At 48.6% G+C, this 15,953-nt stretch carries 11 protein-coding genes and 1 pseudogene; 1 reads left to right on the forward strand and 11 read right to left on the reverse strand.

Going from position 1 to position 15,953, the window contains the following annotated elements; all coding sequences use genetic code 11:
* From IQ268_RS27955 to IQ268_RS27970, 4 genes and pseudogenes are all read right to left on the reverse strand, one after another.
* A pseudogene (locus IQ268_RS27955) lies at window positions 1-423 on the reverse strand (hypothetical protein); the annotation flags it as partial.
* Between the two features lie 790 nt (window positions 424-1,213).
* Entirely contained in the window at window positions 1,214-2,353 is a 1,140-nt protein-coding gene (locus IQ268_RS27960; RefSeq protein WP_193886018.1) for an iron-containing redox enzyme family protein, read from the reverse strand.
* A 751-nt stretch (window positions 2,354-3,104) separates the two neighbouring features.
* The gene (locus tag IQ268_RS27965; RefSeq protein WP_193886020.1) at window positions 3,105-3,299 is read right to left on the reverse strand and encodes a heavy metal transport/detoxification protein; all 195 of its coding nucleotides are present in this window, start codon (window positions 3,297-3,299) and stop codon (window positions 3,105-3,107) included.
* Window positions 3,300-3,458: 159 nt separating this feature from the next.
* On the reverse strand, window positions 3,459-4,109 hold the full coding sequence (locus tag IQ268_RS27970) for a TraX family protein (protein ID WP_193886022.1): 651 nt from the start codon (window positions 4,107-4,109) through the stop codon (window positions 3,459-3,461).
* Between the two features lie 120 nt (window positions 4,110-4,229).
* Here IQ268_RS27970 and IQ268_RS27975 point away from each other — a divergent pair, with 120 nt between their 5' ends.
* A complete protein-coding gene (locus tag IQ268_RS27975; RefSeq protein WP_193886024.1) occupies window positions 4,230-4,544 on the forward strand; it encodes a late competence development ComFB family protein in 315 nt (104 codons plus the stop codon).
* A gap of 124 nt (window positions 4,545-4,668) precedes the next feature.
* On the opposite strand, the gene IQ268_RS33585 is transcribed toward IQ268_RS27975, so the two are convergent.
* From IQ268_RS33585 to IQ268_RS28010, 7 genes are all read right to left on the reverse strand, one after another.
* Window positions 4,669-5,901 carry a GNAT family N-acetyltransferase gene (locus tag IQ268_RS33585; protein ID WP_339383675.1) on the reverse strand — a complete coding sequence of 411 codons (1,233 nt, stop codon included), beginning with the start codon at window positions 5,899-5,901 and terminating at the stop codon, window positions 4,669-4,671.
* Between the two features lie 209 nt (window positions 5,902-6,110).
* A complete protein-coding gene (locus IQ268_RS27985; protein ID WP_193886026.1) occupies window positions 6,111-8,642 on the reverse strand; it encodes a hybrid sensor histidine kinase/response regulator in 2,532 nt (843 codons plus the stop codon).
* A 274-nt stretch (window positions 8,643-8,916) separates the two neighbouring features.
* Complete coding sequence (locus IQ268_RS27990) at window positions 8,917-10,170, reverse strand: hypothetical protein (RefSeq protein WP_193886028.1); 1,254 nt, start codon at window positions 10,168-10,170, stop codon at window positions 8,917-8,919.
* 408 nt (window positions 10,171-10,578) lie between these two features.
* Window positions 10,579-11,733 (reverse strand): ACR3 family arsenite efflux transporter, encoded by a 1,155-nt coding sequence (arsB, locus tag IQ268_RS27995; protein ID WP_193886030.1) that lies wholly within the window; start codon window positions 11,731-11,733, stop codon window positions 10,579-10,581.
* Between the two features lie 3 nt (window positions 11,734-11,736).
* A complete protein-coding gene (arsJ, locus tag IQ268_RS28000) occupies window positions 11,737-12,996 on the reverse strand; it encodes an organoarsenical effux MFS transporter ArsJ (protein ID WP_193886032.1) in 1,260 nt (419 codons plus the stop codon).
* Between the two features lie 90 nt (window positions 12,997-13,086).
* Window positions 13,087-14,103: an ArsJ-associated glyceraldehyde-3-phosphate dehydrogenase gene (locus tag IQ268_RS28005; protein WP_193886034.1), complete on the reverse strand. Its 1,017-nt coding sequence runs from the start codon at window positions 14,101-14,103 to the stop codon at window positions 13,087-13,089.
* 704 nt (window positions 14,104-14,807) lie between these two features.
* Window positions 14,808-15,926 (reverse strand): hypothetical protein, encoded by a 1,119-nt coding sequence (locus IQ268_RS28010; protein WP_193886037.1) that lies wholly within the window; start codon window positions 15,924-15,926, stop codon window positions 14,808-14,810.
* Window positions 15,927-15,953: the final 27 nt, after the last annotated feature.

Here is a 15,953-nt window from a genome sequence, read left to right on the forward strand (position 1 = left end):
CAGCCCCCCCATCCCCAACAGCGCAATCAGACGGCACTGATCGGCAACGATCCATCTTTCTAAGGTTTGTAACTCGCGATCGCGACCGTAAAAAACAGAACTATCAGGTGCTTCACCCCAATCGCACTGACGTTCCGACCCGGCGGCTGTAACGCTGCTGCGATCAACAATCTCCTCCCAATCCATGCCAAGTATCCGACAATACGCCTTAAACGCACTGGCATTAATGGCTTTACCGGCTAAAAAGCTAGCCCAGGTTCCGTAAGACACACCATAGGCATAGGGGGCACCCTTGCGCCAATTCGGATCAACGAGTTGGCTAGCCTCCTCCAGCCATTGGGGACTATCTCTCACCCATCCCTTTTCTTTTCGAGCCTGAAGAAGTTTCGCCTTGCCTTGTTTTGATGCCCGAATACTTGGCATAGATCGTCTAAGTATGGCTGGTCATACAACTCCGTTCCAGCGTGGATATTACTCGTGGCCTGCGTCGGGCGTAACAACAACGGTTGGATAATGACGTTGCCGACGACGCTTACTCTATTCAACAGTCACTCGCTTAGTGAGGAGAACTAACATTAAACGACCACGACGCTGGATGGGAGTTTCCGATATTGAGTGCAGTCTTTACTACATTGTCCTGGAAACTGCGCTCAGGTCAACCTGTGCCTGAATAGGCTAAGAGGCTGTTTGAGAAGGATTCGATCGGCTGCACTGTCCCCTGGCCCCTAATTCTAGAGGACTTTGTGAAGCTGCTTTAAAAGTGCTGATTGTTGGCAGTAGAGGGCGGGTCGAGTTGGGTCTGGCACTTCTCAGACAGCCTCTAAGACAGCAAACGGCTCTGAACCGTCAAGCGTTTGATGCTTGGGCAAGGTTGACGCGCTACACGTCCGCTGTGGCGTTTGCACCCCAGTCTTAATCGATGCCCTGATAATACTTGTAATGTGTCCCCTACTCTAGGTTGCCGCAACCCTAAAGCACATCACTGTTTCAGGTGATGTTACCCTGTTCAAGTTATGCTTTTTACAGAACTGCTGTCGTGACGCTAAATGCATCTACAGTACATCCTGCGCCTGACGTGTGGTTTGGCCGATCGCACAGACCAACGTCCCAATTGGAAAATTTAGGGAAAAATGCGGATCATTTAATCCGTTTCGAATTTATCTGCTTTAAATCATCTTCAAACCCATTACTTTAAACCTATTCTTTTAACCTTTTAGCGTTTAGCGGTCGTTCTAGAGGACATACGCGCTGCACGTTCAGCGGCGCGAACCGAGCGGGCGATCGCAGCGTGGGCACGGTGGCTCATCAACCGTTGTTGATCATATCCCAGGACAACGTTCCACGCCTCAGCCAAATCATGGTTGACTAAAGGGACTATCACCTGATCTAGAACGGCAGTTCTGTGGATGGCGCTGATTTCAATGCCTTGATTCCAGCCGTTCATAGTAATATCCGAGAGGTTGAGTCGCTGGGCGGCGGCGCGATAATCGTCAAACCGGACTGGATAAGACGCTTCAGAATACAGCAACCCGCCGATGTAATGCAACGGTTGCTCAAGCTGCCTCACCTGCAAACAGGCCTGGTTAATTAAAGACAGAACTTCCCACGGTATCGAATCTAGATACGCTTCTAAGTTAGATGACAACCCCACATCTTCCAGCATTGCAGCGTACAAAGATGCCGATTTAGAGAAAAAGTGGTTGCCAAACGTCGATTGCAGTAGCCTCGTTAGCGACGCGTTTAGCTCAGAGTAGTTGTGTTCTCCTCGAATCGCTTCAGCCAAAATGCCGTGTTTTGCTGCTATTTCGAAGGATGTAATGGTCAACAACTGGCGATAACCTGCAGCGGTGATCTGTTCTCGCAACAGACGCACATTTTCCGAAGGCAGAGGTGTCAAATCGTAGGAAATGCGATCGCGTAATGTGGATTCAATATCGGTTGTTTGAGACAGCGATTGATTGACATGGGAGAATTCCCATTGTTGCCACACCACTTCAATGCGATCGCGGTAGGCAGCAAGGTAGGATGGCAGCGTTTGCGACTGAAAACAGGAATGACGATTGAAATGATACAGTAACCGCTGCAATAACTGATGAGCTAAATGCGATCCAGATGTTCTTCGAGACGATTTTGCCAGGATTGGAGCAAACGCCCTGGATATAGCTTCATTGATCCCGGCTTCAAAAGTAGCGATTTGCTCTGGCTTTGCCTCAATTTCGCGGTCAACACCTGCTGTTTCCAACCAATGAGTCAGGCATTGTTCTACTTCGTTGTAGTCAACCACAACAGCCTGACCACCGTGAGAACGTCCTAACTTACGAGCCTGAATTGGTGAAACAGTGTTGACTTCCATACTAGTTTCTCTACCCCGAGATACGTCTGTCTGCTGAAGCGGTTAAGTAAGATGCTGTATATGTTTGGCGATCGCAGCGTGAATTAGCTCTAATTTGCTGCTAACTCATTTAACTTAACACCCCATCATTGATTAAGATCGGACTAATTGATATTGAACTGATTGACAGTAGGTTAAGAACCAGAAAAGATAGCCCAAATTGCAAGAGCCAACTTCTTCCCCAGCTTTAAGTGGGTCAGAATTCAATGCAGCAGAATCAAAAACCAGCGATTTACTGGCATATTTATCCTGTCAAAGAAAAATAACCCAACTCTCGATGCAGCAGGGAGAAGACTAAACCTGACTAAAACTCAATCAAATCAACCCTCTCCTCTAACAAGCTAATGCGAATGCAGTTTCTAATCTTCCGCCACAGGATAGACTATCGCTCCCATGGGTTATCAGTGTAATGTAGCGTTGATAACAACCAATTGTAAAGGTGGCATTGAATAGCGTTTGGACGACTGAAAGCGGTGGATTTCCGACGCTCAAGAGAACTAGCCGTCTCGCTTGTAAAAGCAGTTATACGAACCATCAACTTATGCAATAAAGCGAAATGTATTGAACAAAATGATAAAGATAGAGAATCTTATTCAGGTTGAGCAACGTTGAATCTTTGAGTTGGGTCGTAGTATAGCGTTCCAAGTGGTTCCAGAAAGGCGACATCATTGCTATTGGAGACTATAGCTGTCGCCTGTGGCTTATGCAGTAATTAAGCGATCGTGTGTCCGGCTGCCACAATCAGCTCTTTAAAGGTTTCTTCAGATGCCTGAGATTCAACCGTTACAGTCTGGCTTTGAGGATCAACCTCGACTTTGGCATCTGGCTCTGACGTTAGGATGGTTTCCTTAAGGGATTTTGCCGCTTCAGGTGTATTGAGGGACGGAACTCTAAGTTTTAGTGCCATAAAACCTTACTTACTTTACGTTGTTAGTATTGTCGATCGCAGCAAGGCGCTTGGCACGTAACTAGAGGTAGATCTTGGATGGTTGTGACGTACCGTCCCCTGAGCGTAATTGGAGCGATCGTCCTCCATTTATTCTGTTGTTGGGGTTGATAGTACAGGTTAGCCAGCATTTTGTTCAATTCCTAACCGAATCAAATACAGCAGCAGCAGATGCACTGGATAAAACAGGTAAAACCATCTTGCTTTTGCGCCGGGCTGATGATTAGCAACCTGAAGGAACAGGGGAGCCAGCACGACCGGAAACTGAAAGGTGCCATAGTCGGGCAGGGCATACAGCAGAAAAAGATGAGGCAATAGCCAGCAAGCCCACCAGAGCAGCGTTGGTCGAAATTGCCAAATCACAGCAATGAGTGCAATACCATAGGCACCGTAGTCTACATTGCTCAAGGAAGCGACCGCCCCTCCTATTACCCAGGTCAGCAGTTGAACATCCGGCACAGTACGCGCCGCCCGAAGACACAGCAAACCAATGAGTAAGGTAAACAGAATATTGAGGTTATCTGTTTCAAAGGTCAGGTAAAAGAAAGGTTGAGAGATCAATCCCAATACCAGAAGCCTCAGCCCGTATTTCCAAATGTTGTGGGTATGAGCTTCTCCTTGTACGAGCAACCAGGCAAACAATGGGAAACTCAACCTCCCTAGTACTCGTAACCAATAGACCTCTGGGAAGAAAACCACTCCCACATGGTCAATGAGCATGAGACTGGCCGCCAAGAGCTTAATTTGATAATTGGTCAGGAATGATCGCATTACCTTATGCTAGCTCACAGCCGATGCAAGGTCAGGATAAAACTTAAACCATTGCAGTTTGGTTTCACTGAAAGGGAACACTAAATAAGTTGCATCTTCACGTTTTTTGGAGAGTTTAAAGTGGCTAAAACGATTATTAACTTGACCTTGCCTATTATCGCTGAGGCGATCGAAGATGTTTTAGAAGTCTATCCGCAAGCGGCCTATCGTCAAATGTTTGCGTCTAGAGACGCTCGCCAAGATCTAATTGCATATGTGCTGAGCCGATTTCCCAGCACCTATGCTGTGATGGAAGATGAGCTGGTTTTGGAGAATATCACAACCCCCTATTGCTCCCAGGAGCAACGCATGAAACTTGAAGCGCTGATTCATCAAGCCATTCAATACTACTCTCATAAAAGCAATGATGCCGTGAACCACAGCATGAGTGTCTGAATCTCAGTTCAACCACCTGTAGCAACTGGTGAGCACGCTACACCACTCCCTACCAGACCGCTATATTTGTCAGAAAAGTGCTGTTGCTGTCTTTTTCTCCTGCTTTTTCTCCCGGTCGATCGGCTCATTGCTGCCAGTCACTCTTTAGAATACCGTACAGTTCAACGTCCTCATACTTTCCCCATTTCAGCGTGTATTGCCGTCGATGTCCTTCGTGGCGCATGCCCACCTTTTGCATCACTCGCCCCGATGCTGGGTTGGTCGAGAAATGGGTGGCCTCAATTCGATGTAAGTGGAGTTGATCAAATCCGTAGCGCACTACTTCGGCTGCGGCTTCTGTACAATAGCCGTTGCCCCAGAAAGGCTTTCCGATCCAATAGCCCATTTCTGCACTGTTGTAATCCGCTTCAATATGTAGGCCAATGGCACCACAGAGTTGATTCGTCTGTTGTAAAACAATGGCAAACGTGACTGTTTGCCGCTTAGCAAACTTTAGCGCATGGGTTTTAATCCAGGCTTCTGCCATGCCGTCTTCGTAGGGGTGGGAAATGGAAAGCGTTTTGGCGGCAACGTCGCGATCGCCCACCAGTTGTTGCACAGTAGACGCATCTGCCAGGGTAAAAGGACGCAAAATTAACCGTTCAGTGTAAAGAACTGGCTGTTGCTGAGGTACATCCTGTTTACACCGTTGCCCTCCAAATACAGCAAAACTAAAGTGTTTGTACCAGCAGTCTACATGCTGAAACCCAACCGTCTCTAGCCATTGCAGTTGCTGGTCAAGGGGAGCCAGGCGATCGTACTTCATCCGGCACAGGGCTGCATGCAACTGCTCATCCGTAATGCCCCGTTCGCAAACAGTATTGTGCCAGCGCTGCTGATATAACTGTTCTAATTCTGGAGTTTTACCTAAAACCTGATCGGCATTAACAAACATGCCTCCTGGTGTCAGCGTTTCATACACCCGTTGATACAACCGCTGCTTATCGGAGTTTGCTAAATGATGAATTGAAAGTGCCGAAATCACCAGATCATACGAACCGCCCAAATCGACCTCGTTGTAGTCGCCAATGATCAGCTTCAAAGGCTTGCCCATGCGATCGAAACGGGCTTTAGCCTGCTCCAACATGTCCGTTGCAAAATCAAGCAGCGTTAATTGAGCGTTGGGAAAAATAGCCTGTACCATGCCAGCATACAGTCCTGTTCCAGCTCCCAGATCAAGAACGCGTAGAGGCGACTGGCGATCGCCCGGTATGACTTCAATGGCGATTCGATAAAAGTCATCAAAGCAGGGAATTAGCGTGCGGCGGAGGTGATCGTAATCGGCAGCAGCCAGGTTAAATGCGTCTTGAATAGTCACTCAACGACCCTCTAATAGGGCAAATAATAGCCATCTGCATCTTGCCACAACCGGGCAAAAAATCTGCAAAAAAGCGACCGCCATGTGAGGAGCGATCGCCCTATGAGTGTGAGAATGAACAGTTAAACGGCTTCAAAACCAGTATGCCAACCATTTGTGGGAATTGTGTGGAGATGCAGAATTAGAAGATCATAAAGGACTGCGCCGTCCTACTGCACTGTAGAATCTTGAGGGTCGGGCTGGGTCAATGCCACGATTTCTTCAAACTGAAACTGATTGACGAGATGCAGTAGAACGTTGGCAACATTAGCATGGGATGCAGGAATTTGACCAATCAGGGTAGTCACCTGCTTTGAATTCACCCGAGTGGCCGCTTGATAGAGCTGGTCGATCCAGTCAGGTGGCATCACGGTTAAGTCTGAAGGGGTGAGGGAGGTCGAGGCCACCGCCGCTGCCGGAGAGTTGGGAGCAGCAAGCAAAAGCCCATCCTCTGCATACTGGCTACTCGCCTCTGCTTCAGCCCAATCAGCATCGCCATCGGCATAGACGTAGCGAAGACCTAGATAGTCTGCCATTTTGTCAAAGATGACATGCTCCTGGAACGGCTTACGCACGAAATCGTCGCAGCCCGCAGCCAGGATGATAGAGCGTGCTTCTTCAAAGGCGCTCGCCGTCAATGCAATAATTACCGTGGCATGTCCTTTTAGCTGAGAGCGAATCTGCTTGGTTGCCTCATAGCCATCCATAATTGGCATCCGCATGTCCATCCAGATCAGGTGAGGTTCCCATTCTTCCCACAGCGCTACGCCTATTTTGCCATTTTCAGCTTCACGGACTTCAAGCCCAAGCGGTTCCAGCATTTTGACAAGAAGCTGGCGATTTTCCCACTTGTCTTCCACCACCAGAATGCGATAACGGGTTTGATCGGGCGCTAAGCCAATCACCCGACGGTGCGATCGCCGAGCCGACTCGATCGCCAAAGCAGGACTGGCCTGAATCGTGAAGCTAAACGTTGTTCCCTGCCCCACTACACTACGAACCTCAATTTTTCCACCCATTAAGCCAACGTATTGACGGCTAATGGGCAAGCCCAGCCCCGTTCCTTGCTTTGATGTTCGACCCGATTCTGTTTGCACAAACGGTTCAAACAGGGTATCCATTTCGTGCGGTGCAATTCCTGTTCCAGTATCTTGAACCGTGAAGCAAAGGAGATAGGGCTGAGCAGGCGACAGATCCGCTGTAGAGCGATGCTTCTCCATCCTCACCGTTAATGTTACGTTCCCCCGGCTTGTAAATTTAATGGCATTGCCTATCAAGTTAATTAAAACCTGGCGTAGTTTTCCTTCATCTGTTTCTACATATTGGGGCAACTCAGCAGCGCGTTCAACCACCAGACGTAACCCTTTGGATCGGGCTTTCAGTTGCAGCATGTCTTCTAAGGAATCAAGCAATCGATGTAAGTTGAAGCTGTTCTGGTTCAGTGTTATCCGTCCAGCTTCAATTTTGGACATCTCTAGCACATCATTGATTAGAGTCAACAGGTGTTCACCGCTGCGGTTGATGATGTCAAGCTGCTCTAGCTGGGAAGGCTTTAAGGAGCGATCGCGCACCATCAGTTGCGAAAATCCCAGAATGGCGTTAAGTGGAGTCCGCAGTTCGTGGCTCATGTTAGCGAGAAATTTGCTTTTAGCTAAATTAGCGGCATTCGCTTCTTGCGCCTTTTGCTCTAACTTGTGGCTGTAATTTTCTAATTGAATGCGGGAAAGGTGGAGCTGTTTGGTTAACCAGTAGATGCCAACGGTGAGGAAACCAACCGAAATTAAGCCAACAAAAACAATAGTTGAAGCCAGTTCCCGAGCAGGAGAAAATGCTTCGTCCTGGCTCATTTCGGCTAATAAAGCAATATCTAAATCATTCAGCCAGCGGTAGACTCCAATCACCGGGACATTAGCATAGTTGTTGTATAATCCAAAGTCGCGTTCTCCTCGCATGGCGGCATCAATGCCATCGCTGCTAACAATGTCTAGCGGATAGTGCGGCTGCGTTTCTTCTTTCGAAATAAACGTGTTTCCAATCACCAATGAGCCAATCAAATAGGTTTCACCGCTCTCTCCCAGGCCAATTCGCTCTCGCACAATCTGGTCAATTTGGCTCAGGTTGAGATTCGCCAGGATCAGTCCCTGGCGATCGCCAGCCTGATTCAGGAGCGGAGCCGCCAGGGTAACAGCAGGTCTACCCGTATCCGACGAAACGTAAAAGATAGGCGCAAACGTGCTGCCGGACTCCACCTGATCTAGATAGGTGATATTGGCTAAAACCTCATACTCGCCTTCTCGCACCCGCTCGGTGGACAGCACAATTCGGTTGCTGCGATCGAGCACTGACACGTCTTGAATGTTTGGTTTTAACCGCGTGATTTCAGTTAGGTAGGTCGAAAGCAGTTGGTGAGCGCTTTGATGACCTGGATCGGTTGGCTCACTGTCTAAAAGATATTTAAGATTGCGTTGAATGTCTGGAAATTGCGTTAACAGAAAGAAATCTCTTTCTTGATCTTCAAACCAGCGAACAATTTCTTCTTCTTTGAGCGATGCTGATACCTGAAGACGGTCAAATGCCGCCGCTTTAAGGGCAGCTCTAGCTCGCCAGAAAGCGAACCCTCCTACTACGCCAACGCTTAAGAGCGACAACAATAGAAAAGAGCTGGCAACTTTAGTAGTCAGTTGTGGTTTCCAGAACATCATTACTGCTCAAGAAAACGACGACGACACTGATACAAAGAAGCATTGACATTCTCAGACTTAACGACATCCCGATTCAGGCAACCAACTGTCTACCTGGTAAGTCTAAGTCTAAGCTTAAATTGCTGGCTACTTTCTTGAGAAACGTTGCTGCACTACTGAACAGGCTACCTGACCAACGTCAGTTGGTTATGATAATCAAAAAGCAGCCCTTCTCGCATCAGAAGGGCTGCACTCAAGAATTAAATTGACGCTAACGACCTAGCGTGACGATCGCTTAGAAGTTCAAGCCCACGCCGATTAGCAAACCGACCGCAGGATTGTCAAACAGGGTAGCATTAACGGCCGCTGTGGCTGAGATGCGATCGCTGATGGGCACATCCACACCTCCAGTTGCCAGAAAATCAACCGTGCTATCATCTCCCGTGGAAATAGCGATGCCCGCTCCGATGTAAGGAGACACTCGCAACCCCAAATCACCCGAAATATTCTCGGTTACATCGGTAACTGCCGGAATAAAATCTAGCGTTACGGGCAACAAAATGGTTGGGTTATCTTCGATAAGAACGGCTGGACGAACAGATAGATTGCTGGTTAAGCCAACCTTACTGAATACAGCAAAGCTGCTATCGCCTAAAGCGGTGTCACCATCACCAATACCAATATTGCCACCGATACCAATGTAGCTGGGGCCAGAACGAGTTGTTCTTCCCGGAGCAACACCCTGTGTATCTACATCAAACGGTTCAGTTGGCGCGTCTGCTGGAGGAACAGTATCATCGGTTGGAGGAGTTTGAAACACAGGCTGGCCTGGTCTTTGGGTGGGGCTTGGACGTGGAGGAAGGGTGGGATCGCGATCCTCAATAATTTGCTCTGGCACACCGCCTTCGGGGGGAGGCGTGGTTGGAGGGGTTGTTCCAGGTGTTCCCGTACCTGACTGCCTTGGTGTTGAAGGAGAACCCGTTCCTGCTGGGATGTTGGGGTCGCGGTCTTCAATAATTTGCTCTGGCACACCACCTTCGGGGGGAGGGGTGGTGGCGGGCGATCCAGTGCGTGGTGGTGACTGTGATGTTTGCGTTGGAATTAAAGAAGAACTTGATCCCGCCGGGACATCAGGGTCACGGTCTTCGATTATCTGTTCGGGTACATTCCCTTCAGGAGGTGGCGTTACGGTCGACGATTCAGTGGGCGAAGTTGACTCTGACGTTGACTCTGACATTGAAGGAGAACCCGTTTCAGCGGGGATGCTGGGGTCGCGGTCTTCGATGATTTGTTCTGGTACGTCCCCTTCAGGAGGTGGCGTTACAGCAGGATCGCTAGACGTTGACGGTGTTTGTACTAACGTTGAACCCTCTACCGATGTGTAGGTTTGAGAGATCAAATCATCGGCGCTGACTGAATCGACCTGTTGTGAGGCGATCGCCTCATCATCAGAACGCTCTCCTGCATCAGCTTGTATAACAGGCAATCCAAAGGCAGTAATCAATGCAGCGGCGCTAAATACAGAGCAAGCACGCTTGAAGGAAATCATGTTCACATCCTCACCCTTGTGTGTAAAAAATCACATTGAATTATATGGTTACAGCGAGACAACGCCTCTCCAGTTGCTTTACCGATCATTGGAGATCCCTGGAAAACCGCGTACGAGCACTGACCCACTACAGAAACGGTAACGTTTGAGTGGAATCCTAGACCTCTACCAAAAGGAAAATCTCTGCGGCGATCGCACTCAACTTTTGGCATATTTCTCTGAAAAAGTTGAAAATAGCAGAAATGACTCAGATTTTGGGGATTGCTCAACGGCAGTATGAATCGTTGAGCGGTCATCGCTCTGACCTGCTCCCTTTTCTGGCTTGCCGCCCCCCCCAACGCCAGAGGCCGGACATTCTCTAGAATGCAGGAAGCTCGCCAATCTGCTGTTCTAGCGTGGGCAGCGGGTTTATTTCAACAGATGGGCACAACGAGGATCTAGTAAAGTCGCCTTCTCTGGCTCACGCCGAAACCAAAATGCCGTACGCTTGCAGAACTCAACTAGCATCAGCATGAGTGGAACTTCAATGAGTACGCCAACCACAGTAGCCAACGCTGCACCCGAATTTAAGCCGAACAGCACAACCGCTGTGGCGATCGCCACTTCAAAATGGTTGCTGGCACCAATTAACGCGGCTGGAGCCGCATCTTCGTAGGCCAACCCTAATTTTTGAGCCGCTACATACGATATCAAAAAAATAAAGTTGGTTTGAATCAGCAGCGGCACCGCAATCAACAGAATATGCAGCGGATGTTCGACAATTAGCTCACCCTTGAACGCAAACAGCAGCACCAGGGTAATGAGCAAAGCGGCGATCGCCACTGGCGTTAGATATTGCAGAAAGCGTTGCTCAAACCAGGCTCTACCCATGCGCTTTAGCAGCCAATAACGGGACACCATGCCTGCGACAAGCGGCAACCCTACATAAATTAGCACCGAAAGAGCGATCGTCTGCCAGGGAACGGTCAGGTCGTTAGCGGCCAGTAGCCAACGTCCTAAGGGTGCGTATAGAAAGAGCATGGCCAAGGAATTAATAGCCACCATCACCAGCGTGTGCCCCTGGTTGCCGTAAGACAAATAGCCCCACATCAATACCATTGCAGTGCAGGGGGCAATGCCCAACAGAATCGTTCCGGCAATGTATGAGTTGGCGACCGCTACATCTGTCCCACGAATGAGTTCTGTACCCTGAATCAGCGGTTGAAACAGCCAACCTAAAAAGAATTGGGCAAACACAACCATCGTGAATGGTTTAACGAGCCAGTTGACCACCAGAGTCAGCAGCACGGGTTTAGGCGTGCGAACCGCACGGGTTGCCTGCGAAAAGTCAATCTTTACCATGATGGGATACATCATGAAAAACAGGCAGATGGCGATCGGAATAGAAACCTGATAAATGCTCATGGCATCTAGTGCGATCGCCACTCCTGGAAACAGCCGTCCCAGGGCAATTCCAGCCACAATACAAAGAACAACCCACAGCGTTAAATACCGTTCAAAGAAACTGAGTTGGCTACCCGCTTGCACAGTAGATACTTTTGTATCAGATGAATCAAACCCCATGTTCTACTCTCCGTCTCCAGTCCAGGTAAGTGCATTACCGGGCTGCGGATCGGGTAGCTTCAGCGAAATTACCCCGGCTGCCAAGACAAACAGGGTAGAAATCCACAAACAGCCCACCAGGTTAAACCATTGGAAGACCACCCCAGACAGCACCGTTCCAATTAACCGTCCACCCGAGTTTGCCATGTAGTAAAAGCCTACATTCAAAGCCACTTTGTCATCATCGGTGAACGCCAATACCAAATAGGAATGAACCGCCGAGTTGAATGCAAACACTACGCCAAAGATGGCTAAACCCACCACAATAACCGTATCCGCAGGAAAGCCAAGCTGAAGAGCGATCGCGATCGCCGCTGGAACAACGGTGAGGGTAAATGTCCAAAACTGAATTGTACTGGCGTTCGGAGGCTGGCCGTTGCTAAATCGTTTTAATAGCATGGGAGCCAAAAACTGAATCGCACCGTAGCCAATCACCCAACAGGCCATGAACCCGCCCACCTGATAAAACGACCACCCCAACGGCCCCCGCAAAAAGACAGGCAACCCCACAACAAACCACACATCCCTAGAACCAAACAAAAAGAAACGAGCCGCCGAAAGAATGTTAATTTCTGAACTCTTAGAAAATAGTTGGGTAAAACCCACCTTTTTTTTGATTTTGCCCATGCCCTGCGGCAAGAAAAACCCGGTGAGCATAATCAGGACTAACCCAACTGCCATGATCCATAGTGCTGTTTCAAAGCCAAACGCTCCGAGCAATGCCGCGCCCACAAAAAAACCCACTCCCTTCAGGGCATTCTTTGATCCAGTCAGCACTGCAACCCACTTAAATAAAGAGGACTGCGCGTTTTGCGGCACCACCAGGCGAATGGCACTCTTGGAACTCATTTTGGTTAAGTCTTTGGCAACGCCTGAAAAGGCTTGCGCCACCATAACATAGGCGATCGCTACCGCCTGCCCCCAACCAGGGTTAAGAAAAGACAGCATGACCAAAGCAAACACCTGTAGCCCAATTCCGGCATACAGCGTTACCTTTAGCCCCAACTGTGAACCAATCCACCCACCCAGAAAATTGGTAATTACACCAAAGATTTCGTAGAAGAGAAACAAAAAGGCAATTTGCAGCGGTGTGTAGCCAATGTTGTAGAAGTAAAGCAACACCAGCATCCGCAGGGCACCATCTGTAATGGTAAACCCCCAGTAGGCAAGGGTGACTAGAATGTAATCTCGTAGATTCGCCCTGGAAGCCGAGTTAGTTGTCATGGGTATAGAAGGTTGAAACAGATCTGCACAGGATATCGAGATTTCCAAATCATGTAGACCAGGAGAGCAGAGACGTAGAGAACTCTAGAGTTAAGCAACGAGGCTCAATGCCACCTTTCGAGCCAGTTCTACCATTCGGTTGGCATACCCCCACTCGTTGTCGTACCAGGCCAGGATCTTGACTTGAGTGTCGTCCACCACCATTGTGGAAAGAGCATCAATGATAGAAGAGCGGGGATCGTCCTTGTAATCAATGGACACAAGGGGACGTTCTTCGTATCCTAAAATGCCGTTGAGCGGTTCCTGTGCCGATGCCTCTTTAAGCAAACGGTTAACCGCTTCGACCGTTGTGGGTTGCATGACTTCAAAGACACAATCGGTGAGAGAGGCATTAAGCAAGGGTACACGAACGGCAAGACCGTTAAGCTTACCATTCAGTTCTGGATAAATTAGACCGATCGCCGTTGCCGATCCGGTTGTCGTTGGAATTAACGATAAGCTGGTTGCCCTGGCTCGTCGCAGATCCTTATGAGGCGCATCCACCAGCGTTTGGGTGTTGGTGTTGTCGTGAATGGTGGTGATGATGCCATGACGAATACCAAGTCCCTCATGGATCACCTTCACTACCGGAGCCAAACAGTTTGTCGTGCAGGAAGCTGCCGTCAGTAAGTTATGTTGCTGGGAATTGTAGAGATGGTCGTTTACTCCCATCACTACATTCAATGCGCCTTCCTTTACCGGAGCTGCAACAATGACTTTCTGTACGCCTCGCTTAAAGTACGGATCAAGAGCCTGGGGGGTTCTAAACTTGCCCGATGCCTCCAGTACCAGGTCAACGCCTAACTCGTCCCAGGGCACCTCACCAGGAGTGTCATGGTCGCTGAAGCTAAGGGATTGGTCATCGATCCAAACGCGATCGCTTTTTGCCTCTACTTCAGGTGCCCACCGCCCATGTACTGAATCAAATTTCAGCAAGTGAGCAGCGGCGATCGCCCCACCCTTAATTTCGTTAATGTGGACAAATTCTAAATCTGACTGCCCCCAGGCAGCCCGCAGTGCCAATCGTCCAATTCTACCGAATCCGTTGATTCCAACCCGTGCTGCCATAGTTCTCTCAATTCAGGTATGAGCTAAGCTGGCTTTTTTTACATCAAAAACAGATAGGGGCGATCGCCGCCTTAGTCACCTGAACGATACATCAAATTAACTTGATACGTCAAGCTAAGAACGGGCGTTGTTGATCCGACCAGCTCAACTCTGGATTAACTCAGTAAGAGGATGCCGTAGTGCTGATTGTCACTCGAATCGCCCTTTTCTGATTTATCGCAGGTGCCAAGTCCCCACCCCAGGTGACTTCCAAGCCGATTCTGTTTCAAAGTCTCTCCGAATTGGGGATTATTAACCTGGCAGTAAAAGATTTGGCATAAGGGATTGGGGTTCGACTGCGCTCACCCCACACGGGAGCGAGTGCCGAGCGGAGTCCAAACATGGTTTGCCCTAAGAACAATGGCTGCCAGGTTAATAGAGGCGCTCAGAGCCTTGACCGCTCACCGATGCATCCGTCCATTCAGCAACAAAATTCTTGCAATCAACTTTTTTTGCAAATGGCTAAAACGAGTCGATTAAATGTTTTGGGGACAGTCTACTCTGTTAATGCTTAGAGGATGTTTGAAAAGTAGCAAATGTCCTGCATTCGCCCCCTAAATCCCCCAGAATTGGGGGACTTTGAACGAGAATCGGCTCGGAAGTCCCCCATCTTGGGGGATTTAGGGGGCGGTTCGAGTGACGTTCAGCACTTTTCAAACATCCTCTTAGCCAAGATTAATCCCCAAGTTGTTCAGCAGCCTTCCAGCAAACTCTTGCAGCAAACCCAGAAAAATGGGCAGCAGAGGAGCAGGAACAGTCAGTAGAAATTGCCGAAAGGTTTGAACGTCAAAGGGCCAGACGGGAAATTCATCGGTGAATTGGTAAAAATCCCGCAGTCCCTGAATTTTTTCTGTTCCTTGCTTTAAGGTTTCCGCATCTCCAGTTAAGCTTTCATGGATTTGGGAATAGTCAGCGTAAAACTGCCGAGCAATTTTGTGGAGAAGTTCTTCCTTCGCTTTCTTCATGCCTCTATGGGCAGCTAACAGCGGACTGTAAAAACAGGCTGTTGATAGAGCAATATGGATCGGAATGATGAGATGAACGAACCAATAAACTCTTCCAACCCCCTGGGTAACAAACTGATATTCAATCAGCCCAACCATGATGCCTAAGACAGCAGCAAGATAAGCCGTCTTTAACGAATAGCCGCTGAGTGAATGAAGCCCACCGCAGCGGTCAGGATGCAAAGGATTAATGTTAAGGTCTTTCTCCTCAAAAATGCGATGGAGAATCCTAATATTGGTAATAAGAGTCAGCACCAACATACTGCCGATGTATACACCCATAAACGTGGCGATCGTGACGGCCAGATTGGGCAACACTCCAGCACCATACCAGTTGTTTTTTAAACTGGGTTGGCTAATAAAAACAAACATACTGTAGGCGATCGCACAACCAAGAGCAATATATTTGTGCAGCTTTTGGTAATAAGGATTCAGAATAATCTCGTCAATCTCTGCGGGTTGAGTGACTACGACATCAGACTTTTCAAGGTCTGCTATGACATCGCTAATTGCCGTAAAACTCCACAAGTAATACCCTAAAACAACTGGATTAATTAGAACTATCCAGAACCAGGGAAACCAATCTTGCAATAGTCCTACCTGTTCTCCTTGAGTCCATAGGGTATTGCTGATCCAGGCGATCGCCAAATAAAAGATAGAGACAACTGGAACTGATAATAGTCCAAAGCCCCAGTGAGTAAGCTTAAGTTTTTCGATGAGAAAAGTCGCAACTGGATCGAAGCGGTAGAAACTTCGCTTTGGCTGTAGATGACTCGTCATATGCCGTAACTGCAATTCCTGATTCAA

The organism is Oculatella sp. LEGE 06141 (assembly GCF_015207605.1).
GTDB lineage: Bacteria > Cyanobacteriota > Cyanobacteriia > Elainellales > Elainellaceae > Oculatella.

Bases quoted from the DNA above. Each gene is read 5' to 3' on its own strand.
- IQ268_RS27960 (WP_193886018.1), bottom strand. From the start codon at position 2,353: ATGGAAGTCAACACTGTTTCACCAATTCAGGCTCGTAAGTTAGGACGT.
- IQ268_RS27965 (WP_193886020.1), bottom strand. From the start codon at position 3,299: ATGGCACTAAAACTTAGAGTTCCGTCCCTCAATACACCTGAAGCGGCA.
- IQ268_RS27970 (WP_193886022.1), bottom strand. From the start codon at position 4,109: ATGCGATCATTCCTGACCAATTATCAAATTAAGCTCTTGGCGGCCAGT.
- IQ268_RS27985 (WP_193886026.1), bottom strand. From the start codon at position 8,642: ATGATGTTCTGGAAACCACAACTGACTACTAAAGTTGCCAGCTCTTTT.
- IQ268_RS27990 (WP_193886028.1), bottom strand. From the start codon at position 10,170: ATGATTTCCTTCAAGCGTGCTTGCTCTGTATTTAGCGCCGCTGCATTG.
- arsB (WP_193886030.1), bottom strand. From the start codon at position 11,733: ATGGGGTTTGATTCATCTGATACAAAAGTATCTACTGTGCAAGCGGGT.
- arsJ (WP_193886032.1), bottom strand. From the start codon at position 12,996: ATGACAACTAACTCGGCTTCCAGGGCGAATCTACGAGATTACATTCTA.
- IQ268_RS28005 (WP_193886034.1), bottom strand. From the start codon at position 14,103: ATGGCAGCACGGGTTGGAATCAACGGATTCGGTAGAATTGGACGATTG.
- IQ268_RS28010 (WP_193886037.1), bottom strand. From the start codon at position 15,926: ATGACGAGTCATCTACAGCCAAAGCGAAGTTTCTACCGCTTCGATCCA.